Origin of the sequence: Burkholderia sp. SIMBA_062 (assembly GCF_046534765.1) — a bacterium.
In the GTDB taxonomy this organism is placed as follows: Bacteria; Pseudomonadota; Gammaproteobacteria; order Burkholderiales; family Burkholderiaceae; genus Burkholderia; species Burkholderia ambifaria.
In genome coordinates, this window is sequence record NZ_JAWRYD010000017.1 from 1 (window position 1) to 24,131 (window position 24,131).

Annotated in this window: 25 protein-coding genes; 12 read left to right on the forward strand and 13 right to left on the reverse strand. The window is 66.7% G+C overall.

Annotation, left to right across the window (positions count from 1 at the left end; translation table 11 throughout):
• Positions 1 to 331, forward strand: a 331-nt coding sequence (locus SB786_RS19515) for a hypothetical protein (protein WP_410728881.1), incomplete at its 5' end; no start/stop codon positions are given.
• Here the strand turns inward: SB786_RS19515 and SB786_RS19520 are convergent.
• Complete coding sequence (locus tag SB786_RS19520) at positions 306 to 1,859, reverse strand: methyl-accepting chemotaxis protein (RefSeq protein ID WP_410728882.1); 1,554 nt, start codon at positions 1,857 to 1,859, stop codon at positions 306 to 308. The two genes, SB786_RS19515 and SB786_RS19520, sit on opposite strands and share 26 nt — an antisense overlap.
• 269 nt (positions 1,860 to 2,128) lie before the next feature.
• Here SB786_RS19520 and panE point away from each other — a divergent pair, with 269 nt between their 5' ends.
• The 8 genes from panE to SB786_RS19560 all read left to right on the forward strand — a co-directional run bounded on the left by panE (position 2,129) and on the right by SB786_RS19560 (position 11,415).
• Entirely contained in the window at positions 2,129 to 3,076 is a 948-nt protein-coding gene (gene panE / locus SB786_RS19525) for a 2-dehydropantoate 2-reductase (protein ID WP_410728883.1), read from the forward strand.
• Positions 3,077 to 3,326: 250 nt separating this feature from the next.
• On the forward strand, positions 3,327 to 4,286 hold the full coding sequence (locus SB786_RS19530) for an AraC family transcriptional regulator (RefSeq protein ID WP_410728884.1): 960 nt from the start codon (positions 3,327 to 3,329) through the stop codon (positions 4,284 to 4,286).
• A gap of 120 nt (positions 4,287 to 4,406) precedes the next feature.
• A complete protein-coding gene (locus tag SB786_RS19535) occupies positions 4,407 to 5,372 on the forward strand; it encodes a substrate-binding domain-containing protein (RefSeq protein ID WP_410728885.1) in 966 nt (321 codons plus the stop codon).
• Between the two features lie 5 nt (positions 5,373 to 5,377).
• Complete coding sequence (locus SB786_RS19540; RefSeq protein WP_410729025.1) at positions 5,378 to 6,955, forward strand: sugar ABC transporter ATP-binding protein; 1,578 nt, start codon at positions 5,378 to 5,380, stop codon at positions 6,953 to 6,955.
• A complete protein-coding gene (locus SB786_RS19545) occupies positions 6,942 to 7,946 on the forward strand; it encodes an ABC transporter permease (RefSeq protein ID WP_410728886.1) in 1,005 nt (334 codons plus the stop codon). Before SB786_RS19540 ends, SB786_RS19545 begins: the two co-directional genes overlap by 14 nt.
• A 46-nt stretch (positions 7,947 to 7,992) precedes the next feature.
• Complete coding sequence (locus SB786_RS19550) at positions 7,993 to 9,081, forward strand: alcohol dehydrogenase catalytic domain-containing protein (RefSeq protein WP_410728887.1); 1,089 nt, start codon at positions 7,993 to 7,995, stop codon at positions 9,079 to 9,081.
• A 31-nt stretch (positions 9,082 to 9,112) separates the two neighbouring features.
• The gene (locus SB786_RS19555; protein WP_410728888.1) at positions 9,113 to 10,660 is read left to right on the forward strand and encodes an FGGY-family carbohydrate kinase; all 1,548 of its coding nucleotides are present in this window, start codon (positions 9,113 to 9,115) and stop codon (positions 10,658 to 10,660) included.
• On the forward strand, positions 10,657 to 11,415 hold the full coding sequence (locus SB786_RS19560) for an SDR family oxidoreductase (protein WP_410728889.1): 759 nt from the start codon (positions 10,657 to 10,659) through the stop codon (positions 11,413 to 11,415). Before SB786_RS19555 ends, SB786_RS19560 begins: the two co-directional genes overlap by 4 nt.
• A 112-nt stretch (positions 11,416 to 11,527) precedes the next feature.
• Here SB786_RS19560 and SB786_RS19565 read toward each other — a convergent pair whose 3' ends face one another.
• The 8 genes from SB786_RS19565 to SB786_RS19600 form a co-directional block, all read right to left on the reverse strand.
• Positions 11,528 to 11,671 (reverse strand): hypothetical protein, encoded by a 144-nt coding sequence (locus tag SB786_RS19565; protein ID WP_006752960.1) that lies wholly within the window; start codon positions 11,669 to 11,671, stop codon positions 11,528 to 11,530.
• Positions 11,672 to 11,871: 200 nt separating this feature from the next.
• Positions 11,872 to 12,456 carry an NTP transferase domain-containing protein gene (locus SB786_RS19570; protein WP_410728890.1) on the reverse strand — a complete coding sequence of 195 codons (585 nt, stop codon included), beginning with the start codon at positions 12,454 to 12,456 and terminating at the stop codon, positions 11,872 to 11,874.
• Positions 12,457 to 12,898: 442 nt separating this feature from the next.
• Complete coding sequence (locus SB786_RS19575) at positions 12,899 to 13,294, reverse strand: type II toxin-antitoxin system VapC family toxin (RefSeq protein ID WP_410728891.1); 396 nt, start codon at positions 13,292 to 13,294, stop codon at positions 12,899 to 12,901.
• Positions 13,291 to 13,530 carry a type II toxin-antitoxin system Phd/YefM family antitoxin gene (locus tag SB786_RS19580; RefSeq protein ID WP_011659184.1) on the reverse strand — a complete coding sequence of 80 codons (240 nt, stop codon included), beginning with the start codon at positions 13,528 to 13,530 and terminating at the stop codon, positions 13,291 to 13,293. Before SB786_RS19580 ends, SB786_RS19575 begins: the two co-directional genes overlap by 4 nt.
• Positions 13,531 to 14,015: 485 nt before the next feature.
• Positions 14,016 to 14,489 carry an AidA/PixA family protein gene (locus SB786_RS19585; RefSeq protein ID WP_410728892.1) on the reverse strand — a complete coding sequence of 158 codons (474 nt, stop codon included), beginning with the start codon at positions 14,487 to 14,489 and terminating at the stop codon, positions 14,016 to 14,018.
• Positions 14,490 to 14,722: 233 nt separating this feature from the next.
• Complete coding sequence (locus tag SB786_RS19590; protein WP_410728893.1) at positions 14,723 to 15,406, reverse strand: Fe2+-dependent dioxygenase; 684 nt, start codon at positions 15,404 to 15,406, stop codon at positions 14,723 to 14,725.
• On the reverse strand, positions 15,403 to 16,158 hold the full coding sequence (locus SB786_RS19595) for a tetratricopeptide repeat protein (RefSeq protein WP_410728894.1): 756 nt from the start codon (positions 16,156 to 16,158) through the stop codon (positions 15,403 to 15,405). The genes SB786_RS19590 and SB786_RS19595 overlap by 4 nt, the downstream gene beginning before the upstream one ends.
• A gap of 3 nt (positions 16,159 to 16,161) precedes the next feature.
• Entirely contained in the window at positions 16,162 to 18,405 is a 2,244-nt protein-coding gene (locus SB786_RS19600) for a TonB-dependent receptor (RefSeq protein ID WP_410728895.1), read from the reverse strand.
• Positions 18,406 to 18,726: 321 nt separating this feature from the next.
• Here SB786_RS19600 and SB786_RS19605 point away from each other — a divergent pair, with 321 nt between their 5' ends.
• Entirely contained in the window at positions 18,727 to 18,966 is a 240-nt protein-coding gene (locus tag SB786_RS19605; RefSeq protein WP_410729027.1) for a FitA-like ribbon-helix-helix domain-containing protein, read from the forward strand.
• The gene (locus SB786_RS19610; protein ID WP_410728896.1) at positions 18,963 to 19,382 is read left to right on the forward strand and encodes a type II toxin-antitoxin system VapC family toxin; all 420 of its coding nucleotides are present in this window, start codon (positions 18,963 to 18,965) and stop codon (positions 19,380 to 19,382) included. Before SB786_RS19605 ends, SB786_RS19610 begins: the two co-directional genes overlap by 4 nt.
• 137 nt (positions 19,383 to 19,519) lie before the next feature.
• On the opposite strand, the gene SB786_RS19615 is transcribed toward SB786_RS19610, so the two are convergent.
• Positions 19,520 to 20,815 carry an aspartate carbamoyltransferase gene (locus SB786_RS19615; protein WP_410728897.1) on the reverse strand — a complete coding sequence of 432 codons (1,296 nt, stop codon included), beginning with the start codon at positions 20,813 to 20,815 and terminating at the stop codon, positions 19,520 to 19,522.
• Between the two features lie 234 nt (positions 20,816 to 21,049).
• On the opposite strand from SB786_RS19615, the gene SB786_RS19620 reads away from it, so the two are divergent.
• Complete coding sequence (locus tag SB786_RS19620; RefSeq protein ID WP_410728898.1) at positions 21,050 to 21,184, forward strand: entericidin A/B family lipoprotein; 135 nt, start codon at positions 21,050 to 21,052, stop codon at positions 21,182 to 21,184.
• A 96-nt stretch (positions 21,185 to 21,280) separates the two neighbouring features.
• On the opposite strand, the gene SB786_RS19625 is transcribed toward SB786_RS19620, so the two are convergent.
• From SB786_RS19625 to SB786_RS19635, 3 genes are all read right to left on the reverse strand, one after another.
• Positions 21,281 to 21,853, reverse strand: a complete 573-nt coding sequence (locus tag SB786_RS19625) for a permease (RefSeq protein WP_410728899.1) — start codon at positions 21,851 to 21,853, stop codon at positions 21,281 to 21,283.
• 137 nt (positions 21,854 to 21,990) lie between these two features.
• Entirely contained in the window at positions 21,991 to 22,950 is a 960-nt protein-coding gene (locus SB786_RS19630; RefSeq protein ID WP_006758099.1) for a DMT family transporter, read from the reverse strand.
• A 239-nt stretch (positions 22,951 to 23,189) separates the two neighbouring features.
• On the reverse strand, positions 23,190 to 23,984 hold the full coding sequence (locus SB786_RS19635; protein ID WP_410728900.1) for an AraC family transcriptional regulator: 795 nt from the start codon (positions 23,982 to 23,984) through the stop codon (positions 23,190 to 23,192).
• Positions 23,985 to 24,131 lie beyond the last annotated feature (147 nt).

Genomic DNA, 24,131 nt, shown 5'->3' on the forward strand with positions numbered 1-24,131 from the left:
CGGAACCGCCGGAACCGCCGGAACCGCCGGAACCGCCGGAACCGCCGGAACCGCCGGAACCGCCGGAACCGCCGGAACCGCCGGAATCACCGGAACCGCCGGAACCGCCGGAACCGCCGGAACCGCCGGAATCACCGGAATCACCGGAATCACCGGAATCACCGGAATCACCGGAATCACCGGAATTGCCGGAATTGCCGGAATTGCCGGAATTGCCGGAATTGCCGGAATCACCGGAATCACCGGAATCACCGGAATCACCGGAATCACCGAAACCGCCGGGAATTCGCCCGATCCCGCCGACGTCACGCCGGCAATGCGAATCGCGTGACCGCGTCGCGCAGCGCTTCGGCCTGGTCGCGCAGCGAATGCGCGGCGGCCGCGGCCTGCTCGACGAGCGCCGCGTTCTGCTGCGTGACCTGATCCATCTCGCCCACCGCGCGGTTGACCTGCTCGATCCCCGCGCTCTGCTCGCGCGACGCATGGCTGATCTCGTCGAGGATTTCGTTCACGCGCCGCACCGACTGCACGATCTCGGCCATCGTCTCGCCCGCGTGCGTGACGAGCGTCGCGCCGTGCTCGACGGTTTCGTTCGACGACACGATCAGCAACTTGATCTCCTTCGCGGCCGTCGCCGAGCGTTGCGCGAGCGAGCGCACCTCGGCGGCGACCACCGCGAAGCCGCGGCCCTGTTCGCCGGCGCGCGCGGCCTCGACGGCCGCGTTCAGCGCAAGGATGTTGGTCTGGAACGCGATCCCGTCGATCACGCCGATGATGTCGCCGATCTTGTGCGAGCGGTCGGTAATCTCGTTCATCGTGCGCACGACATTGTCGACCACCTCGCTGCCGCGCGTCGCGACCTGCGCGGCCTGGCCGGCAAGCGTCGCGGCCTGGGCGGCGCTGTCCGCGTTCTGCTTCACGTTCGCGGTCATCTGGTCCATGCTCGACGCGGTCTGCACGAGCGCGGCTGCCTGCTCCTCGGTGCGCTGCGACAGGTCGGTGTTGCCCGATGCGATCTCGCTCGCGCCGACGTTGATGTTCTCCGTGCCCATCCGCACGCGCGACACCATGTCGATCAGCCCGCTCTGCATCGTATGCAGTGCATGCAGCAGGCTGCCGCGGTCGTCATGTTTCACGTTCACGCGCGCGGTCAGGTCGCCCTGGGCGATACGCTGCGCGGCGTCGAGCGCGACCTCGAGCTCGCCGCCGAGGTTCGCGCGCACGCTTTTCAGCACCAGCACCATCACGGCGGTCGCGATCGCGCCGAGCACGGCCGTCATCGCGAACCAGCGGCCGACGCTCGCGAGCACCGCCGAACGCACGTCGTCCATGTACATGCCGGTCACGATATACCAGTCCCACGGCGCGAAGCGCTGCACCGCGCTGGTCTTGTCCTGCGGCTTGTCGGCGCCCGGCTTCGGCCACAGATACTCGACGAAGCCCTTGCCGCCTTCCGCGTTGCCGGCCTTCACGATCTCGACGAACAGGTGCTTGCCGTCCGGATCCGCGAAATTCGACACGTCCTTGCCGTTGAGTTCGGCCTTGATCGGATGCATCACGATCACCGGCTTCGAGTCGTTGACCGAGATGTAGCCGTCGGTGCCGTGGCGCATCGCGGCGATCGCCTCGAGCGCCTTCTGCTTCGCGTCGGCTTCCGGCAACGCATTCTGTTGCGACAGTTTGTAGTAGTGGTCGGAGACGCTCGTGGCTTGCGCGACGAGCGACGCCAGCTGGTCGCGGCGGTCCGCGATCATCGACGCGCGCGTCTGCCACGCGCCGATGCCGGCGATCACGAGCAGGCCGAGCCACAGAATGACGATCATCGAGGCGAGTTTCTGGTTCAGGGAGAGGGTGCGCATGGTAGTGAGGTCGGTCGGTCGAACGAGCGCGCCGGAACGGCGTGACGGGATAAGTCTTTGACGGCACGCCACGAGCGTGGCCGTAGGCGGGAAATCCCTTAGAGACGGCAGATGGCAGACGGCAGCCGCTCGATACCAGCGAGCGCGGCACGGTCATCTATGCATATACATATTCGCCGTCGCTATACTGTCGGGCGATGACGGCTGCGTGTCGCGCCCGGATGGTCGGGCGGGGCGGCGGCGTCGAACGAACCTGAAAGGAGGCAATGATGCGAATTCTGGTGGTGGGGGCCGGCGCGGTCGGCGGTTACTTCGGCGGCCGGCTCGCGGCGGCGGGGCGCGACGTGACGTTCCTGGTGCGCGACGGCCGCGCGGCCGCGCTTGCGCGCGACGGGCTCCTGATCCGCAGCCCGCGCGGCGACCTGACGCTCGCGAACGTGCAGACGGTGCGGGCCGGCGATGCGGACGCGCCGTTCGACCTGGTGCTGCTGAGCTGCAAGGCCTACAGCCTCGACGATGCGATTGCGTCGTTCGCGCCGTTCGTCGGGCCGTCGACGCTGATCCTGCCGATGCTCAACGGGATGCGCCATCTCGACGTGCTGCGCGCCCGCTTCGGCGCCGCGCAGGTGCTGGGCGGCCTGTGCGTGATCGCGGCGACGCTCGATCGCGAGCAGCGGATCGTGCATCTGAACGATACGCACGGGCTGTCGTTCGGCGAACTCGCCGGCGGCGAATCGGCGCGTGTGCGCGCGGTCGCCGACGTGCTCGGCGGCGCGGGCTTCGATGCGGCGCTCAGTGACGACATCGCCGCACGGATGTGGGACAAGTGGGTGTTCCTCGCGACGCTCGCGGCGAGCACGTCGCTGTTTCGCGGCTCGGTCGGCGACATCCTCGCCGCGCCGGACGGCCGCCGTCTGCTCGAGACGATGCTCGACGAATGCAGCGCGATCGCCGCGCACAACGGTTACCGGCCCGATCCGGCCGCGATCGAGCGGATGCAGCGGATGGTGCTGACGCCATCGCCGCTGACCGCGTCGATGCTGCGCGATGTCGAGAACCGCGCGCGGGTCGAAGCCGACCACGTGATCGGCGACCTGCTCGCGCGCCGCGACCCGCAGGCGGCGGATGCGTTGTCGCTGCTGCGCATCGCCTACAACCACCTGAAGACCTACGAGGTGCGCGTAGCACGGGAAAGCGCGGCTGCGTCGTCGCGGTAGCCGTCCGAGGGTGAGCCGCGTTGCCGGATCCGCTCGGCGGCCATTCGCGGCCGCCGCTGGCCGGCGCGCATTCCGCGCTGCACAATTTTGCTATCTGGCGTCGTTTCCATCCGCAAACCGCAAAAAAGTATCGAAAATCAGGCGTAAAGTTGGTGGAGTCGCGCGCGCGATCGACCTACATTGCTTTCCATGCGACCGGCCGCCACGCCGCACGGCCCGGCCAGCGACACATGGGAATGGAGACGCCACGATGATGCACCCCGATCTGGAAGTGGTCGAAGTGCGACGCGACGAGTCGTTCAAGGTCTGGTCGCACGGCTATCCGTATCGCACGATCCGCTGGCATTTTCATCCCGAATTCGAATTGCACCTGATCGTCGCGACGCGCGGCAAGTATTTCGTCGGCGACCATATCGGCTCGTTCGGCCCGGGCCATCTCGTGCTGCTCGGCCCGAACCTGCCGCACAACTGGGTCAGCGACATGGCGGAAGGCGAAACCGTCGAGCGCCGCAATCTGGTGATCCAGTTCGATCCGTCGTTCGTGCGCCGCTGCATGGACGCGTTTCCCGAATGCCGCGACGCGCAGGCGCTGCTCGACGACGCGCGGCGCGGCGTCGGCTTCGACGACGACACGAGCGCGGCGATCGCGCCGCTGTTCGACGAGCTGCTGGGCGCACGCGGGATGCGCCGCATCGCGTTGTTCATGACGATCCTCGAGCGGCTGTGCGGCGCGGCGCAACGCACGCTGCTCGCGAGCCCCGCCTACGACCAGGCGCATGTGACGCCCACGCGGCTCAGCCACGCGCTGTCGTACATCGGCAAGAACCTCGCGTCGGAGCTGCGCGAATCGGAGCTCGCGCAACTGACCGGGCAGAGCGTCAGCGCGTTCTCGCGCGCGTTCCACCGTCATACGGGTTTGCCGTTCGTCCAGTACGTGAATCGACTGCGCATCGAATCCGCGTGCCAGATGCTGCTCGCCGACGACGCGAACATCACCGACATCTGCTTCCAGGCCGGCTTCAACAACGTGTCCAACTTCAACCGCCAGTTCCGCGCGGTGAAGGGGATGGCGCCGTCCGAGTTTCGCGCACTCCAGCGCCTGAACGCGCGCAGCCGTGAACTCGCGCTGCACGCGGCGCCCACCGGCAACCCGATGCCGCCGCGCGTGGTCACGCCCGGCGCGCCCGGGCTCGTACCGCAGCCCGGATGATCGCCGGGCGCTCGCCCGCCCGACCTTGCCTCGCCGTTTCACCCAGCCGATCGCGCCGTTCGCGTCGCGAGGGGCTCGCTTACCCACGAAAAAGCCGCACACACAACCGGAGACACCGTCATGACGCACGCATCGCCCACCGCATTGCCTAGCGCATCGCCCGCTTCCTCCCCGCGCCGCGGCGCCCGCGTCGCGGCCCTCGCCACGCTCGCCGTCGCGGCCGTGCTGCCGGCCGTCGCGCATGCCGCGCCGCTACGCATCGGCATGACGTTCCAGGAGCTGAACAACCCGTATTTCGTGACGATGCAGAAGGCGCTGAACGACGCGGCCGCATCGATCGGCGCGCAGGTCGTCGTCACCGACGCGCATCACGACGTCAGCAAGCAGGTGAGCGACGTCGAGGACATGCTGCAGAAGAAGATCGACATCCTGCTCGTGAACCCGACCGACTCGACCGGCATCCAGTCCGCGATCACCCAGGCGAAGAAGGCCGGCGCGGTGGTCGTGGCCGTCGATGCGAACGCGAACGGCCCGGTCGATTCGTTCGTCGGCTCGAAGAACTACGACGCCGGCGTGATGTCGTGCGAATACCTCGCGAAGGCGATCGGCGGCAGCGGCGAGGTGGCGATCCTCGACGGCATTCCGGTCGTGCCGATTCTCGAACGCGTGCGCGGCTGCAAGGCCGGGCTCGCGAAATTCCCGAACGTGAAGCTGGTCGACACGCAGAACGGCAAGCAGGAGCGCGCGACCGCGCTATCGGTGACCGAAAACATGATCTCCGCGCATCCGAGCCTGAAGGGCATCTTCAGCGTGAACGACGGCGGCTCGATGGGCGCGCTCGCCGCGATCGAAGGTTCCGGCAAGGACATCAGGCTGACGAGCGTCGACGGCGCGCCCGAGGCGATCGCGGCGATCCAGAAGCCGAACTCGAAGTTCATCGAGACGACCGCGCAGTTTCCGGCCGACCAGGTGCGCATCGCGCTCGGCATCGCGATCGCACGCAAGTGGGGCGCGACGGTGCCGAAGGCGATTCCGGTCGACGTGAAGGTCGTCGATCGCGGCAACGCGAAGGGCTTCAGCTGGTGAGCGACGTGCGACGCGACGCGAAGGGCGGCGGCCTGGCCGCCATCCTTCGCACGGAGAAGCCGATGGACACGATACTCAGGCTCAGCCACATCACGAAAAGCTTTCCGGGCGTGAAGGCGCTGTCGGACATTCACCTCGAGATCGCGCGCGGGGAGATTCACGCGCTACTCGGCGAGAACGGCGCCGGCAAGTCGACGCTGATGAAGATCCTCTGCGGGATCCATCAACCGGACACGGGCACGATCGAGATCGACGGCACCGCGCGGCATTTCTCGAGTTATCACGACGCGGTCGCGGCCGGTGTCGGCATCGTGTTCCAGGAATTCAGCCTGATTCCGCACCTCGATGCCGTCGACAACCTGTTCCTCGGCCGCGAGCTGCGTACCCGCTGGGGCATGCGCGACCGCGCGCGGATGCGCCGCGCGGCGGCCGGCATCTTCGCGCGGCTCGGCGTGTCGATCGATCTCGATGCGCCGCTGCGAACGCTGTCGGTCGCACAGCAGCAATTCGTCGAGATCGGCAAGGCGCTGTCGCTCGATGCGCGCATCCTGATCCTCGACGAGCCGACCGCCACGCTCACGCCGGCCGAGGCCGAACACCTGTTCGCGATCATGCGCGAGCTGAAGCGGCACGGTGTCGCGATGATCTTCATCTCGCATCATCTCGACGAAATCTTCGCCGTGTGCGATCGCATCACGGTGTTGCGCGATGGCCAGTATGTCGCGACGACCGACGTCGCGCGCACGGACGTCGAGCAACTGGTTCGGATGATGGTCGGCCGCCGGCTCGAGAGCAGCTTTCCGCCGAAGCCGATGCGGCCTGCCGATGCGCCGGCCGTGCTCGAAGTCGACGCGCTGCAGATCGAACGCGACAGCCCGGTGAACCGCTTCGCGCTGCATGCGGGCGAGATCCTCGGTTTCGCCGGCCTCGTCGGCTCAGGGCGCACCGAGACCGCGCTCGCGGTGATCGGTGCGACGCGCGCACATCGCAAGACGGTGCGCGTGCGCGGCACGCCGGCGAAGCTCGCCGATCCGGCCGACGCGCTGCGCGCGGGTATCGGCATCCTGCCGGAAAGCCGCAAGACGGAAGGGCTCGTCACGTCGTTTTCGATTCGCGACAACATCTCGTTGAACAACCTCGGCAAGTACCGGTCGATGCGCTGGCTGATCGACCGCCGCGGCGAGGCCGGCACGACGCGCGACGTGATGCGGCGCGTCGGCGTGAAGGCGCCGTCGATCCATACCGAGGTGGCCACGCTGTCCGGCGGCAACCAGCAGAAGGTCGTGATCGCGCGCTGGCTGAACCATCACGCGAGCGTGCTGATCTTCGACGAGCCGACGCGCGGCATCGACGTCGGCGCCAAAGCGGAAATCTACGGGCTGATGCGTGAACTCACCGCGCGCGGCCACGCCATCATCATGATCTCGTCCGAGCTGCCGGAAATCGTCGGCATGTGCGATCGCGTCGCCGTGTTCCGGCAGGGCCGCATCGAGGCGACGCTCGAAGGCGACGAGATCGATCCCGACACGGTCATGACCCATGCCACGGCCGGCACGCGAGGAGCGACCCATGAACCTGCCTGAATCTTCTTCCACGCGTTCCACGACCCTTGCGGCGGCCGCCGTCGATGCGCCGCCGCGCGCGATGTGGACGCAGTTGCGGCGCTCGACGCTGTTTTATCCGCTCGTCGGGCTGATCGTCGTGTGCATCGCGATGATGATCGCGAGCCCGAGCTTCCTGTCGGCGGCGAACCTGGAAAACGTGCTGCGCCAGGTGTCGATCAACGCGATCATCGCCGTCGGCATGACCTGCGTGATCCTCACGGGCGGGATCGACCTGTCGGTCGGCTCGGTGATGGCGTTGTCCGGGACGCTCGCGGCCGGGCTGATGGTGGCCGGCGTCAACGCCGTCGCCGCGCTCGCGATCGGTATCGCGGTGGGCTTCGGGTTCGGCTTCCTGAACGGCGTGTTCGTCGCGTTCGCGGGGATGCCGCCGATCATCGTCACGCTCGCGACGATGGGCATCGCTCGCGGCCTCGCGCTTATCTATACGGGCGGCTATCCGATCGACGGGCTGCCCGACTGGGTCGCATTCTTCGGCAGCGGCAAGGTGCTCGGTATCCAGGCGCCCGTGCTGATCATGCTGATCGTCTATGCGATCGCATGGCTGCTGCTCGATCGCATGCCGTTCGGCCGCTATGTGTATGCGATCGGCGGCAACGAGCAGGCGACGCGGCTGACCGGCGTGCGCGTCGCGCGCGTGAAGCTGATCGTCTATACGCTGGCCGGGCTGACGTCCGCGCTTGCCGCGATCGTGCTGACCGGGCGGCTGATGAGCGGACAGCCGAACGCCGGCGTCGGCTTCGAGCTCGATGCGATCGCGGCCGTCGTGATGGGCGGCACGTCGATCTCCGGCGGACGCGGCGCGATTCTCGGCACGCTGGTGGGCGCGCTGCTGCTCGGCGTGCTCAACAACGGACTGAACATGATCGGCGTGAACCCGTATGTGCAGAACGTGATCAAGGGCGGAATCATCCTGCTCGCGATCTACATCAGCCGCGAACGATCACGGTAACCGGCTATTCATCAGAAATCCGAATCATCAACGGAAGAGACAACTCATGACGACACCCGAAGCCCAGCCGCGCATGACCGCGGTGGTTTGCCACGGCCCCGAGGATTACCGCGTCGAACAGGTCGCGAAGCCGCGCGCGGGCGCGAACGAACTCGTGATCCGCATCGCCGCGTGCGGGATCTGCGCGAGCGACTGCAAGTGCTATACGGGCGCGAAGATGTTCTGGGGCGGCCCGAATCCGTGGGTGAAGGCGCCCGTGATTCCCGGCCATGAATTTTTCGGCTACGTGGAAGCGCTCGGCGACGGCGCGGCCGCGCATTTCGGCGTCGCGCCGGGCGACCGCGTGATCGCCGAGCAGATCGTGCCGTGCGGCAAGTGCCGCTACTGCAAGTCGGGCCAGTACTGGATGTGCGAGGTGCACAACATCTTCGGTTTCCAGCGCGAGGTCGCCGACGGCGGGATGGCCGAGTACATGCGCATTCCGCCGACCGCGATCGTCCACAAGATTCCGCTCGGCGTGTCGCTCGAGGATGCCGCGATCATCGAGCCGCTGTCGTGCGCGATCCATACCGTGAACCGCGGCGACCTCCAGCTCGACGATGTCGTCGTGATCGCCGGCGCAGGCCCGCTCGGGCTGATGATGACGCAGGTCGCGCACCTGAAGACACCAAAGAAGCTCGTCGTGATCGACCTGCTCGACGAGCGGCTCGAACTCGCGCGGCAATACGGCGCCGACGTGACGATCAACCCGACGCGCGACGATGCGCGCGAGCTCGTCCGCGCGCTGACCGACGGCTACGGATGCGACGTGTATATCGAGACGACCGGTGCGCCGGTCGGCGTGAACCAGGGGCTGGAACTGATCCGCAAGCTCGGCCGCTTCGTCGAGTTCAGCGTGTTCGGCGAGGACACGACGGTCGACTGGTCGATCATCGGCGACCGCAAGGAGCTCGACGTGCGCGGCGCGCACCTCGGACCATACTGTTATCCGATCGCGATCGACCTGCTTGCGCGCGGGCTCGTCACGTCGAAAGGCATCGTCACGCACGGCTTCGCGCTGGAAGACTGGGACGACGCGATCCGCGTCGCGAAATCGCCCGACTCGATCAAGGTGCTGCTGAAGCCGGCCCGTTGAAGGCCGGCGCGTGCGCCTCACCGGAGACATCATGGAATACGTCATAGGCGTCGACATCGGCACGCAGAGCACCAAGGCGCTGCTCGTCGACCGGCACGGCACGATCGTCGCGCGGCGCTCGGCCGGCTACCAGCCCGACACGCCGCGCCCGTTGTGGGCCGAGCAGTGGCCGCAGGTGTGGTTCGACGCGGTGCTCGAGTGCATCGCGGGCTGCGTGAGCGACGCGCGCGCGCACGGCGTGCCGGCCGATGCGATCCGCGCCGTGTGCGTGAGCAGCCTGTACGGCGGTTCCGGCGTTCCGGTCGACAGCGACATGCGGCCGCTCCATCCGTGCCTGATCTGGATGGACCGGCGCGCGACTGCGGAAGTCGACTGGGTGAACGCCAACGTGAACGTCGAGCGGCTGCGCGTGATCACCGGCAACGGCGTCGACAGCTACTACGGGTTCACGAAAATGCTGTGGCTGCGCGAACAGCGCCCGGACGTGTGGGCGAACGTGCGCTACTTCCTGCCGCCGAATGCCTACGTGATCTACCTGCTGACCGGCGAGGTGGCGGTCGATCACAGTTCGGCCGGCAACATCGGCGGCGTGTATGACGTCGCGCGCCGCGAGTGGTCCGACGACGCGCTCGACATGCTCGGCATCCCCGCGACGATGATGCCCGAGCGGCTCGTCCAGTCGACCGAGGTCGTCGGCGGGCTGCTGTCGCAATGGACGGAGCAGCTCGGTGTGCCGGCCGGCACGCCGGTCGTCGCGGGCGGTGTCGACGCGGCCGTCGCGACCTTCGCGGCCGGCGCGACGCGCGGCGGGCAGCATGTCGCGATGATCGGTACCAGCATGTGCTGGGGCTACGTGAACCAGCACGTCGATGCGCGGCACGGGCTCGTCAGCATGCCGCACGTGTTCAACGGGCAGCGCGACCTGTACGTGTTCGGTGGCGCGATCACGGCCGGCGCATCGGTCGCGTGGTTTCGCGACCAGTTCTGTCATGCGGAGATCGATGCGGCGAGGTTGCTGCCGCACGGCGATCCGCACGTGCTGCTCGAGGAAGCGGCCGAGAGCGTGCCGCCCGGCGCGGACGGCGTGCTGTTCCTGCCGTACCTGATGGGCGAGCGCAGCCCCGTGTGGGACGCGCAGGCGAGCGGCGCGTTCGTCGGGCTGAGTCTCGCGCATACGCGTGCGCACCTGTATCGCGCCGTGCTCGAAGGCGTCGCATTCGCGCTGCGGCACAACATCGAGGCCGGCCGGCGCGGTACGGTGGCGCTGGACGACCGGTTGATCGTCGTTGGCGGGGCCGCGCATTCGGCGCTGTGGATGCAGATCATTGCGGACGTGACGGGCTTTCCGGTGTGGACGATCGAGCAGGACGTCGAAGCCGCGATGGGCGCCGCGCTGCTGGCAGGCGTCGGTGCGGGGCTCGTGTCGCACGACGACGCGCAGGGCGGCTGGGTCACGCTCGTCGAACGCGCGCGGCCCGATGCCGGGCGCGCGCATGCGTATGCGGCGCGTTTCGCGCTCTATACGGCGCTATATCCGGCACTCAAACCGATCATGCACGAACTGCACACGTCATCATGAAGACGCGATTCGATTTCAGCGGTTCACGGGTGCTTGTCACAGGCGCGTCGAGCGGGATCGGGCGCGCATGCGCGGTCGCGCTGGCGCATGCGGGCGCGCGGGTCGTGGCGGCGGGGCGCGATGCGGCCGCGCTCGACGGGCTGGCCGGCGAAATCGCCTGCGAGACCTTGCGCGTCGATATCGGCGGCGACGAACAGGCGATCGATGCGGCGCTTGCCGTGCACGACGCGTTCGATGCGCTCGTCAATTGCGCGGGCATCGCGTCGCTCGAGCCGGCGCTCGAGATCAGCGCCGGGCACTTCGATCGCGTGATGGCCGTCAATGCGCGTGGCGCGGCGCTCGTCGCACGGGCCGTCGCGCGGAAGATGATCGCGCGCGACGGGCGTGGCGCCGTGCGTGCCCGGGGCAGCATCGTCAACGTATCGAGCCAGGCCGCGCTCGTCGGCTTGCCCGCGCATCTGAGCTATTGCGCGTCGAAGGCGGCGCTCGACGCGATCACCCGCGTGCTGTGCATCGAATTTGGGCCGCACGGGATTCGTGTGAACAGCGTGAACCCCACCGTCACGCTCACGCCGATGGCGCAATTCGCATGGAGCGAACCGGAAAAGCGCGCGCCGATGCTCGCGGCGATTCCGCTCGGGCGCTTCGCGGAGCCGGACGAGGTGGTCGAGCCGATCCTGTTCCTGCTGAGCGATGCGGCGTCGATGATCAGCGGCGTGTCGCTGCCGATCGATGGCGGGTATACGGCGCGGTAGCGGGTGCTCGCGCGGTGATGGGCGACAGAGGGCCGTGCGTCGTCGCACGTCGTCGCGCATGCCGGCGCAGGCCGGATGATGCGGCCGGATGCGCTGCCTGGGTCGATGCCGGTTAAACGGGATCCTTGCTCGGCGGTCCGTCGGGCTGCTGCGGGTTGTCGTGTGGATGTCCCGGCGGAGGTGGCGACAGCGGGTCGTCTTCCGGATCGCGGTTCGGATCGGCGGGGGGCTCGGGCATCGGGGTCGTGTGGTCCATGGAGGGCTCGTGCAATGCGTGACGACGGTGGCGCGGCGGGCGCGCCTCGTCTTCGTTATAGGCAATCGGGCGAGCGTTTGCAGCCGGATTCTCGCGGCGGCATCCGGATTGCCGGCGATAGTCGAGTGTCTGCAGGTATCGCGCCGGATCTCGTGGCGGCACGTATGTGCAATGCGCTGCGCGGCCGGCGCGCGCCGGTATCAGCGCAGATCCGCCGGCGTATCGACGTCGCGCAGGATGCCGGGATCGTCGACGTCGAGCAGGTTCACCCGCGCGCTGGCGAACAGCGCGCGGGCGCCCGTATCGCCGTCGAGTGCGGCGAGCGCATCGTAATGGTGCGCGGCGAAACCGACCGGATGGCCGCGCATGCCGCGATGCACGGGGGCGACGATCGACGCGTCGTCGGCGTCGAGCGCGCACGTGAGCATTTCGTAGGTGGACGCCGCGATCCACGGCATATCGCCGAGCGCGACCAGCCAGCCGGTCGCGTCGGGCGTCGTGCGGACACCGGCCGCGAGGCTCGCGCCCATGCCGCGCATCGCGTCGGGCGCGTAGACGACCTGGCAGCCGGCTTCGTTCAGCAGAATCGCGAGTTTTTCGGCGCCGGGACGCACGACGGCGATCACGTCGGCCGTGGCAGCGGCGAGACGACGGGCGGCCGCGACCGCAACCGGCGTGCCGTCGGGAAGCAGCGCGAGCAGCTTGCTGTGCAGACCGCTTGGATCGAAGCGTTGACCGAGACCGCCGGCGAGCAGGACGCCGGTGGCGAGTGACGCATAGGACATCGGCGCGGGGGGGAGGAAGGCAGGTGGCCCGATTGTGCGGGAGCGGGCGGGGATCGGCAAGTGCCGATGTTACCGACGCGTGCACATTGCCGCCGGAAAGAATGTCAGCGCGGGGTTTCGTCGAGCAGAGTTTGCTCGAACAGGCGGGATATGGCGAGCGATTCGCTTTACATCACGGTCCGATGGCGGTCGCAAGATTGCCAATGCGTCCTTTCGGACGGGTAATGCGTGAAACCAGTAGGGGCGGCGCGTTGCTGGGTCGTTGACGGTTTCGCGCGACCGTCGTGCGGCACGGGTAATGTGTGAAACCGGGATGGGGTGGCGCGTTGACCGGTAATTGACGGTTTCGCGCGACCGTCGCGCTCGGTTCGGTCAGACGAATCGCCTGTCGACCGACGTCGCGCTCCGTCGGTGTCGTGATGGGGTCGATACGTCGATGACGTCACCAAAGCGTCTTCACGTGCGCATACGCACGAATCTTTTCGTCGCGGGTGACGAGCGGCGCGCCGAGCCGCCGCGCGGTGGCGACGATCATGCGATCGGCCGGATCTTTATGGAACGTGCCGGGCAGGGCGGTGGACTTCGCGGCGATGTCGGCGTCGACGGGTACGAAGCGCATGCCGTCGATTTGCGCGACCGTCGCGAGCCACGCATCGACGTCCATCGTCAGCGCGAGGCGTTCGTTGCGCACCAGCATCGCGATTTCCCATGCGGAGATCGCGGACGCGGCGAGCGTGCCTTCGCCGAGCGCGCGATCGATTGCGCTGCGGGCCTTCTTGCTGAGCGACGGATCGCCCGCCACCCACCACACCAATGCATGCGTATCCAGCACGATCACCGCGACGCCTCCCAATCATCTTCCGCAATCGGATCGAGAGGATTGTCATAGCGCATGACCGAGCCGCGCAATATGTCCAATGGCTGGGCTTCGCGCGCGTGGTATGGCCGGATTTCGAGCGTCGGTTTGCCGTGGTCGGTGACGATGAGGCTTTCGCCCGACGCCTCGACGAGCCGGAAGTATTCGAGTGCGCGAGCCTTGAATTCGGATTTCGATACGGGAGCGTGCGGCATCATGATATGAGCATGGTCATTTGACGATGGTCATTTTAGATCGCCGTGGCGACTTGATGCAAGCGACGAGCGGGACGGTCTCGGCCGACGTTTTCCGTGGTGGCACGGCTTTACCGGAGACCGCCGACCGACGATGCCGCAAGCGGGCGGTCGCGCGACCGGCATGGCAATGCATGGTTGTCCGGGTTACATGCGTACGGGCTGCCGGAAGCTCGGGGAGATGCGGCGCGATCGGGACGCGGCCGACAGGGCAAGCAGAGCCCCGTCAGAACCAGGCGCTGCCGGACCTGGATACGGTGAGTCATGGCGAATGCAGGAATTCTGACGCCGCTATCGCGGTGCTCATCCGAACCCGACGTGCCATACGGGAAATGGCGTGACTTCGCGCCATTGTGCAGGCAAGTTGGAACGAATTACCGGATGGATCGCATTGAGTGGCGCCCGCCGCCGCGGTGAAGAATGAGCGCCACGGAATGAACTGTAGTCCGTCAACTAGTCGTGATTGATATATTGCACTGGTAGTAACCGGTCTGTCGGCCTTCGCGCCCAATTATTACGAAGCGAATCCCGCATGTGGCTTGTCCCTTGCTGGCTGCGGCAGATTTCCAGTGCCACAGTTTTATATTGTTATTGACGGTTGGCTCACTCGGGTTATCTGGATTTGGAGTGAGAGTTGTTCCGTTAAGCGACTCTAATTGTGGCTGAGTGATTACTTCGTCAGTGCCGACGAAATCATAAATTTCGCAGGGGTCACCAACCCCGATCGCAGAGGCCCGCCAATAGACCGGATCCATTAAATTGAAAAAAAGGTTGTTATCCTTGGCGCTCTGGCCACTTGCGGCGATGGAAATATGCGAGAGGTCCACGGTAGAAGGATTGGAAGCGCTATTGTTGGATCCAGCCGCTTTTACGATCGACTCCGTGTCGATTGCTACCAAAACGTCGATCACATCCGTATGCATAAGCGTCTCCTTAAAAGGGATGCGCCGAAATCGCCAGGCGGGATTTCGGCATCATGCAATTTCCACTGACTGGTGCTAATTCTCAATGTTGAATGGTCATACCATAAGAACATAGCTGAAATTCGGAGGGCTTGCTATCTCGATTTTGTAACTTCAGATATGAAATCGATTGCGATGTGAAGGCTCGGTTGCTACTCACCTGCATGCGCATTAATTTCTACCGAAAAGTCACCCTACGCATCCGCCCACTTCCGCAACAGGTTGTGATAAATCCCGGTGAGCGAAATGACCATCGGATCCTTCGCGCCTTTTTCCGCGGAAAGCGCCTGGATCTGCGTATCGAGCTGAAACAGCAGCGTGCGATCGCCGTCGTCGCGTACCATGCTTTGAATCCAGAAGAACGAAGCAACGCGTTCGCCACGCGTCACCGGCGTCACGTGGTGCAGGCTCGACGCCGGATACAGCACGAGATCGCCGGCTGGCAGCTTCGCGCGATGCACGCCGTACGTATCTTCCACGCACAGCTCGCCGCCGTCGTACGCGTCGGGCTCCTCGAGAAACAGGGTCGCCGACAGATCGCTGCGCACGCGGAAATCCGTGCCGCGCAGCAGCCGGATCGCGTTGTCCACGTGCGTGCCGAACGTCTCGCCGCCTCCATAGCGATTGAACAGCGGCGGAAACACCTTCAATGGCAGCGCCGCCGAAAAGAACAGCGCATGACGCGCCAGCGCATCCTGGATCGCGTCGCCCACCGCCCGCGCGACCGGCGATCCTTCCGGCAACTGCCGGTTGCGTTTCGCCAGCGCCGACTGCGCGCCGGACGTCGCGTTGCCGTCGACCCAATCGGCAGTGTCGAGCAGGTCGCGGCATTGCGCGACCTGCGCCTTGGTCAGCACGCCGGGGATATGAAGCATCATGATTCGAATTCCATGCCGTGAGACGGCAGCCGCAGCGCCACCGCGCGCAACGCAGCGAGCGGCGACGACGCGAGATACGCACGCATCTTCGCGACGAACGCCGGCGTAGCGGTGGCCGGCACGCGCGCGAGCCAGACGAGTGCTTCGTCGATGCGCCCGCGATCGGCGAGCAGCCGCGCATAGTTGAACTGACCGCGGAAGTCGCCGGCCTCGGCGGCGCGGCGATAGTGATCGAATGCGGTGTCGACATCGGCGGTCACGACCCAGCCGTCCTCGTAGAAACCGCCGATCAGGTTGATCGACTTCGCATGGCCGAGCGCGGCCGCGCGGCGAAACCAGTCGAGCGCGTCGGCGCGGTTCTCGTCGATGCCGTTGCCGAGCGCGAGCGCCGTCGCGTAGTTGTACATGCCCCAGTCGAGCCCGGCCTGCGCGGCGAGCCGGTACCAGTACACGGCCACCGGTGCGCACGCGGCCGTGCCCCAGCCGAACTCGTAGCAGCGCCCGAGCATGTTCATCGCCATCGGGTGGCCGGCCCGCGCCGCATGCCCGAACCAGCCGAACGCGGCGGCCGGATCGCGCGCGACGCCGTGCCCGTCGAGCAGATACTGTCCGTAGACGGCCTGCGCGTCGACGATCCCGTGATCGGCGGCCGCCGCGATCCACGCGGCGGCGCGCTCGGGCGGCCCGGCAAGGATGTCGGCGAACGCGCGTGGCGACACCGACGCGAGCGCCTTCAGCGAGACGGCTTCCATCGATCAGTAGCGCGCGTTCAGCGTGACGAACGCCGAGCGGCCCGGCGCGATCGACGCATAGTGCGCAGGATACGCCTGATCGAAGTAGGTGCGGTTGAACAGGTTGTTCACGTTCAACTGCAGGTCGAGCTTCTTGTTGATCCGGTACTGCGCCATCGCGTCGAAGCGCCAGTACGACGGCACCGCGCGCAGGTTCGCCGGATCGCCGAACACTTCCGACATGTAGAACGCGCCGCCGCCGACGGTGAACTTCGGCGTCACGTCGTAGTTCGACCACATCGTCAGGCTGTGCTTCGGCGTGTTCGGGAAGCGGTGGCCGTTGTTCGCGGCGTCCTTGCCGTTGTCGCGCAGCTCGCTCTTCATGTACGTGTAGCCACCGAACACCTGCCATTGCTTCGTGATCTGCCCGGCGACGCCGAGCTCGAGACCCTGCACGCGCTTGTTGCCGACCATCGCGTACTCGTTGTTCGGCAGCGTCACGCGCGCATTCGTCGTATCGATCTGGAATAGCGCGGCGGTGAGCGCGAGCTTGTCGTTCAGCACGTTCCACTTCGTGCCGAGCTCGATGCTGCGGTTCTTTTCCGGCGCCATCTGGTCGGCGTTCGGCCCGACGCCGCCGCGGCCCGGCGTGAGCGACTGCGTTTCGCTGCCTTCGCCGAGCAGCATGCCGGCCGGCGTCGACGACGTCGCATACGACGCGTAGATGCTGCCGTTTTGCGCGGGCTTGAACACGAGGCCGGTCTGCCAGTTGACGAGCGTGTCGTCGCGCGTGTAGGTCTTGCCGCCATTGGCCCTGGTGTCGGTGAAGCGGGTCGAGTAGTCGTCGACGCGCACGCCGGCGTTCACCTGCCAGCGCGGCGTGATCTCGATCGTGTCGAAGCCGTAGATCGACTTCGTCGTGGTGCGCGCATGCGCGTAATCGTTGTTGCGCGTGACCGAGCCGGCCCACGGATCGTTCGGGTTCGGCGACCAGAGGCTCGTGCAGTTGTAGCCCGATGCGGCGCCGATGCCCTTCTGGCAGATCTTGCCGGTGTCGGTCGCGACCTTGTACGTGTCGCGCTTGCCCCATTCGCGCGACAGTTCGATGCCGGTCGTGAAACTGTGCTTGAACGGGCCGGTACGGAATTCGCCGAACAATTCGGTCAGGTTCGCGAGGCTGTTGATCGAACTGTTGCGGTTGTTGTTGCGGCGCCAGACCTTGCCGTTCACCACGTTGCCCTGGCTGTCGTCGGGCTGCGTCCAGATGTAGTCCTGCGTCGATTCCGTATAGCGCGTGGTGTTGCGCGCCGTGAGGTTCGGCGTGATGTCGTGCTCGATCTTGATCGTGCTGATGTCGGACGTGGTCTTGCGGAAGTCGCGGTCGATCAGGCCGTAGAAGTTGTGGCGATCGACGGGCGCCGGATAGATCGTGTCGACGTTCGCGGGCTTGTTCGACGTCGTGTAGAAGTACGGAATGCCGCCGTCGGGCATGTCGTCGGTCGACAGGTGGTAGTAGCTCGCGGTCACGCGGGTCGGCGTGCCGAGACCGAACGCGATCGACGGCGCGACGCCCCAGCGCTCGTTGTTGACGACATCGCGGCCGGCGACGTCGTTGTTGTGGCTCATCAGGTTCAGGCGGAACGCGGCGTGATCGGCGAATTGCCAGTTGCCGTCGGCCGTGAAGCGGCGATAGCGGTCGGTGCCGAAGCCCGCGCTCGCGGCGGCCGTCGTGCCGAGGTGCGGGGCCTTGGTGATCAGGTTGATGCTGCCGCCCGCGCCGCCGCGGCCGCCGTACGCGCCGTCGGAACCCTTGGTGATCTCGACGCGCTCGGTGTTGAAGATCTCGCGGGTGGTCGCGCCCGTGTCGCGCATCCCGTCGACGAACATGCTGCCCTGCGTGTCGTAGCCGCGGATGAACGGCCGATCGCCGAGCGGGTTGCCGCCTTCGCCCGCGCCGAACGTGATGCCGGGCACGGTGCGCAGCGCTTCGGTCAGCGTTGCCGCACCGCTGTTCTGGATCAGCTCCTGCGGGATCACGGTCACCGACTTCGGCGTGTCGACGAGCGGCGCGGTGAATTTCGCGGAGGCGGAAAAGTCGGCCTTGTAGCTGTGCTCGGTCTTGCCCTGGATCTCGATCGGCGCGAGATGGCCTTCGGTGCTGACCGGCGCGGGCGACGGCGTGCCGTCGGCGAACGCGGGGCTCGCGGCGAGCACGCTGCACAGGGTGGTGAATTTGCCGAGCTTCAACTCGTCAGGACGGGACTTCATGGTGCGCTTCGACCTCGCGGTGTGGCCCGGGAACGGCGCGTGACGCAAACGTGCATGCCGCCCGGAATTATTACGATTTGTTTTCAGCGGGCATTCTATGTAATTTCTTGGTGAATGAGAAGCGTTCTTGTTCGCATTTATTGCAAGAACGTTGACGAATGTGGCGGAGGCCGCCGGAGCCGTGCCGGGCGAGGGAGATGGCCGAATGGCCGAATGTGAAGGGCGTGTCGAACGAGCTACAGTGGTTGCGTTTTCATTCGTCCCCCATGACAGCAAGGTGATAAAATGACTGCATTGAAAGCAATTGTGGCGGGGTGCATCATGCCGGTTATTACAGTTCGAAATTTGCCCGACGAGGTGCATCGCGCGCTTCGCATCCGTGCGGCGCAACATGGTCGCAGTACCGAAGCGGAGGTGCGCGACATCCTCGAGCAGGCCGTTCGGCCTGGCGGCCGGCCGAGGCTGGGAACGTTGCTGGCTGAAATCGGGCGGGAGGCGGGGGGTGTCGATTTCGAGGTTACGCGCGACCGTTCGCCAACCGATCCGATGAGCTTCGAATGATCCTCGTCGATACCAACGTCATTTCCGAGCCGCTGCGACGCGAGCCGAGTGCGGCCGTGATCGAGTGGCTCGATGCGCAGAATGTCGAGACGCTGTTTCTTGCCGCGATCAGTCTCGCGGAAATGCGCTTCGGCGTGGCCGCGTTGCCGGAAGGGCGAAGGCGGGACTCGCTGCACCAAAGCATCGAGCAGCGCGTCGTGCCGCTGTTTCGCGGCCGGATCCTGCCGTTCGACGACGCGGCCAGTAAAGCGTATGCGAACCTTCGCGCGAAGGCTCGCGCCACGGGCAACGCGATGGCGTCTGCCGATGGATTTATCGCTGCAACGGCCGCGGCGAACGGCTTGATCGTAGCTACACGCGACGTCGCGCCGTTCGAAGCAGCGGGCTTGCGCGTGATCGACCCGTGGGCCCGCTAACGCCGTGCCGGCTGCTCGCGCGTCCCCCGCGCCGAAAATGAAAACGCGCCGTGCAAGGCGGCGCGTCGTGCGTCATGTCGGCGCGCGGCCCCTGAACTGAAGAGATCGACGGCGGCCGCGTGGCATTTGATGCGGGTTCAATCGATCCCGTGAAACACCGCATCTTCCGGCCCGAGGTACGCCGGCGGGCGCCATGTCGCGTCGCGCATCGAGTGCTGGACGAGATTCTCGACGCCGAGCAGCACCGCGAAGATCGCCATCCGCACCGGAATGCCGTTGTCGGTCTGCCGGAAAATCGCGAGACGCGGGTCGCGGTTCAGGTCGACCGACAGGTCGTTCGCGCCGGGCCGGCTGTCGCGCGGCAGCGGGTGCATGATCAGCGTGTCGGGCTTGCAGACCGAATCGACGAGTGCCTGGTTGATCTGGAAATCCGGCGTGTAGCCTTCGAACGACTCGTCGGTGAAGCGCTCCTTCTGGATCCGCGTCGCATAGACGACATCCGCGCCGCGCAGCCCGGCCGCGAGGTCGTTGGTCTGCTCGATCGCATGGCCGTTGGTCGCGATCTGATCGATGATGTAAGCGGGCATTTCGAGCGTCGGCGGCGATACGAGCGTGAACTTCAGCCCGCGGTACAGCGCGAGCAGCTTGACGAGCGAGTGCACGGTGCGGCCGTATTTCAGGTCGCCGACGAGCGCGATGTGCGCGCCGTCGACGATCTTGCCGAGTCGCGAGAATTCGCGCTGGATCGTATAGAGATCGAGCAGCGCCTGGCTCGGGTGTTCGCCCGGGCCGTCGCCGCCATTGATCACCGGCAGGTTGGTCGCGCGGGCGAATTCGGCAACCGAGCCTTTCTCCGGGTGGCGGATCACGAGTGCGTCGACATAGCCGGCCATCACGCGGCTCGTGTCGTAGATCGATTCGCCCTTGGCCATCGACGAGAACGTGAAGCCGGTCGTGTCGCATACCGAGCCGCCGAGCCGGCAGAAGGCCGCGCCGAACGACACGCGGGTGCGCGTGCTGGCTTCGAAGAACAGGTTGCCGAGCACCGCGCCTTCGAGCACGCGCGAAATCTTGTGGCGGCGCGCGATCGGCTGCATGACGTCGGCCACACGGAACAGCGCCTCGACCGAATCGCGCGAGAACTGGTCCACCGAGATCAACTGCGGCTTGCCTTCGAACAGGAATTGCTTCGAGAGCCCTTGTTTGTCTACGCTTTGCGTATAGTCGCCGCCGTCCGGGGCCGAGCGTTCGACGATTTCCGACACGAAGCGCTCGACGATCTCGGGCATTCCGCGCGATTCCTGCGAGTCGTCGGGCAATAGCCACGTATCGAGCGCGCGACGGCTCACGCCGATGCGGTTCGCGAATGCCTCGCGGGTCATGTTGAGGCGGCGCATCGCGTCGCGCAGGAAGGCTTGCTGGGGAACGGTCATCGGCAGCACCTGAGGGAAAATGTACGCGGTGCGTATATTAGTTTGCGAGCCGGCGAAGTCAAGGAAAATCTGCGTGCCACGGCTGTGTGGCCCGCATGACGCCGGCTCGGCCAATACTGGCGTGCGGCGGCCGTCTCCGTATAATCAGGTCAGGCCCCGTGTCCTGCGCGCCGCAGGGCACCACGCCGCATACGATTCGCCCGGTCGGGCTTGTTGATTCGAAGGAGAATGAGAATGATGCGTACGATTGCTGCAGTGCTGCTGGTGGTGACTGCCGCGCTCGCCGGTTGCAATACCGTTGCGGGCGTTGGGCAGGACATTTCGAAGGGTGGCCAGGCGATCAGCAACTCGGCTGAAAAGGCGAAGTAAGCCGCCGGGTTCCGACATGCAGAAGGCGCCGGGCCGTCCCGCGATTGCGGGCCGGCCCGGCGCCTTTTTTCATGGTTCGCGAAGGCGGACGCGGCGTCAGGCGCCTTCCACGAATGCGTAACGGCCGTCGACCTTGCGGGGCGTGAACCAGCCGAAGTCGGGGAACAGCTGGTTGCGGACGAACCAGACGTAGCCCAGCAGGATGACCGTCACCCCGAGGCTCGGCAGCGCCGACGACGGATCGTGTGCGAGATCGGCGATGGTCTTCGGCAGTTGCAGCAGTGAAAGAATGATGAACGCGTGATACGCGCCGACGCGATGGGTCGCAAAGCCCCAGATGAACAGCAGGGACAGCGGCACGGTCAGCACGAGGAACAGCACCGCAAGGCCTTTGCCGAGCATGCCGGTGCCGCCGGATGCGCTGGCGGCTTCTGCGATGAGATAGCTGAGTGCGAGGCTGATCAGCAACTGCGCGATGCCGAGCCCGATCAGGATCCAGGTGTGTACCTTGTTCTTTCTGCAAAGCTCGGGGTCGGGGCGCGACGCGATCAGGCGCGCGAGCACGGGATCCTTGAGGCCCTGTCCGGCCAACTCGGCCAGCACGTCGGCCTTCCTTGCGCCCGCGGACAGCAGCGCCGCGATTCTCGTTCTGGCTTCCTTCTTGTTCATGGCGATTCGAATTGTTGTTCGATGGTTGTCAAATGGCCCGGCCCCGCGAATATTGCATCTTGCGCGACGGTTCGCAACGGTTTTGCCGCGCGCGGACACATTCCTACAGTCATTCCAACAGTCGTCGCTCGCGCGGATCAATCGCTCGCCGTCGACGTGGATGCCGCCGGCCCCGTCGGCAACCTCGACCGTGCGTCCGTTTCGGGTGGCGGTGGTTCACGTCGCCGCGTCGCGCCCACCAGCATTCCCGTGACGACGAGCGCGATGCCGAGCAGCCGCGTGCCGCCGAGCGTCTCGCCGAACAACGCGACGGCGAACAGCACGGCCGAGACCGGCGCGACTGCCGTGAACAGCGCGGCCTCGGTGCCGCTCGTGCGTGCCGAACCCGCATACCAGCAGAGGTAGCCGAGCACGGTCGGTACCAGCGCGTAGTACGCGATTGCCGATATCGCGCCGACCGTCCAGCCGGTCGCCAGCGCGTGCCATTCGAACGCGGCCGGCACCAGTGCGAGCATGAAGCCGAGGCCCGACATCGCCGTCGACAGCGCGAGCGGCGGCAACGGTGCCGACAGCCGCCGGTTGAGCAGGATGAACACGGCTTCGCATGCGACGGCGGCGAGCACCAGCGCGTCGCCGGCGAGCGTCCGCAGCGACGGCATGGCCTGGCCGGGTGCGAACGTGACGAACAGCACGCCGGCGGTGGCGAGCGCGGCCGCACTCCAGTCGCGCGGCGTCTGCCGCTCGCGCAGCACGAGCGCCGCGATCAGCGTGGACATCGCCGGCAGCGTGCCGAGCATCACGCCGGCATCGATCGGCGACGACAGCTTCGTGCCGCTGATCAGCAGCACGGTATAGCCGACCCCGCCCGCCGCGGCCTGGACGATCAGCAGTACGGCGTCGCGCGTGCGGATACGCGGCCATCGCATTCGTTGCGCCCGCATCAGTGCGTATAGCAGCGGGGTTGCGATCAGGAAGCGCAGCGCGGTGGCCGCGAACGGCGGCAGGCCGCCGGCCGCGAGCCGGCTCGCGATGACGGTGCTGCCGACGCCCGCCATCGCGGCCGCGAGATAGAGATAGCCGATCAGTCGTGTCTTCATGCGCCGCATCGTGCCGTGCGGCGGCGCGGGCGTCTTGAACGAAATTGCAGCGAGGCTGGCGAGGGGCAGGGCGCGTGGCGGCGCGCTGCATCGACGGTCCCGGGGTAGCCGGTCATGCAGGCATTCAGCGCTGCCGCTACGGAATGCTGCGGAATGCTACGGAATGGCAGCGATCCGCGTCGTCGTGCCGTACCGCGGCCAGCATCGCGTCGGGGCCTTTCCTCGGGACAACCAGCCCGTCAGCCGGCCTGTGTGAATCGCCCCGGCGTGATGCCGAACTGGCGCGCGAATGCGCGCGTCAGGTGGCTCTGGTCGGCGAACCCGGCTTCGGCAGCGGCATCCGCGATCGGCCGGCCGCTTGCAAGCAGCGCACGAGCCAGTCGCGTGCGCGATTGCAGCAGATACGCGTGCGGCGTGATGCCGAGCTCGCGCGCGAACCCGCGCAGCAGCTGGAAGCGGCTCACGCCGCTCAGGCCGGCCAGTTCGGCAAGCGAAACGGGTGCGGCGGGTGCCGCATCGAGCCGCTCGCGGGCGATGCGGATCGCCGGCGCGACGCCGGCGGCCGGCAGCGCGCGGTTCGAATGCCGCGCGAGCAGCCCGGCGACCAGCGTCACGAGGGCCTCGTCTCGGGCGAGCGGCAGCGTTTCGCCTGCGACGATCCGCGCATGCAACCGGCCGAAGGCGGCGGCGAGCCGTGCGTCGCGCACGGCCGGATGCGTGAGTTCGACGCCTTCGAGGCCTTCTTCGCTCGCGACGGCCGCAACCAGCGCGGGCGCGAGATACAGCATCCGCCAGCGCCGGCCCGTGCCCGCATCGATCGGCATCCCGTCGTGCATTTCGCCCGGATTGACCATGATCGCGTCGCCGGCCAGCGCGTCGACCTGCCCGCGGCCGCTCCACGACCGGTGCGCGCCGCTGACGATCACGCCGACCCCGAATTCGTCATGCGCGTGCCGCGGAAACGCGCGATCGGACTCGAGGCCGATCGCCTCGATTCCTTCGGCGGTCCGTCGGTAATGGGTGATGCGATGCATGTGCGCTCCTTGCGCCGGCAGCGGCGCGGATCACGTGCACTCTAGCGCGTTCCGGCGCCGCGCGCCCTTCATCCTTTTGGCCGATACCGCGCGGCGCGCGCAGCCCGCACCATGTGCACATGAGCAGCGTACATGGCCCGCCGGGCC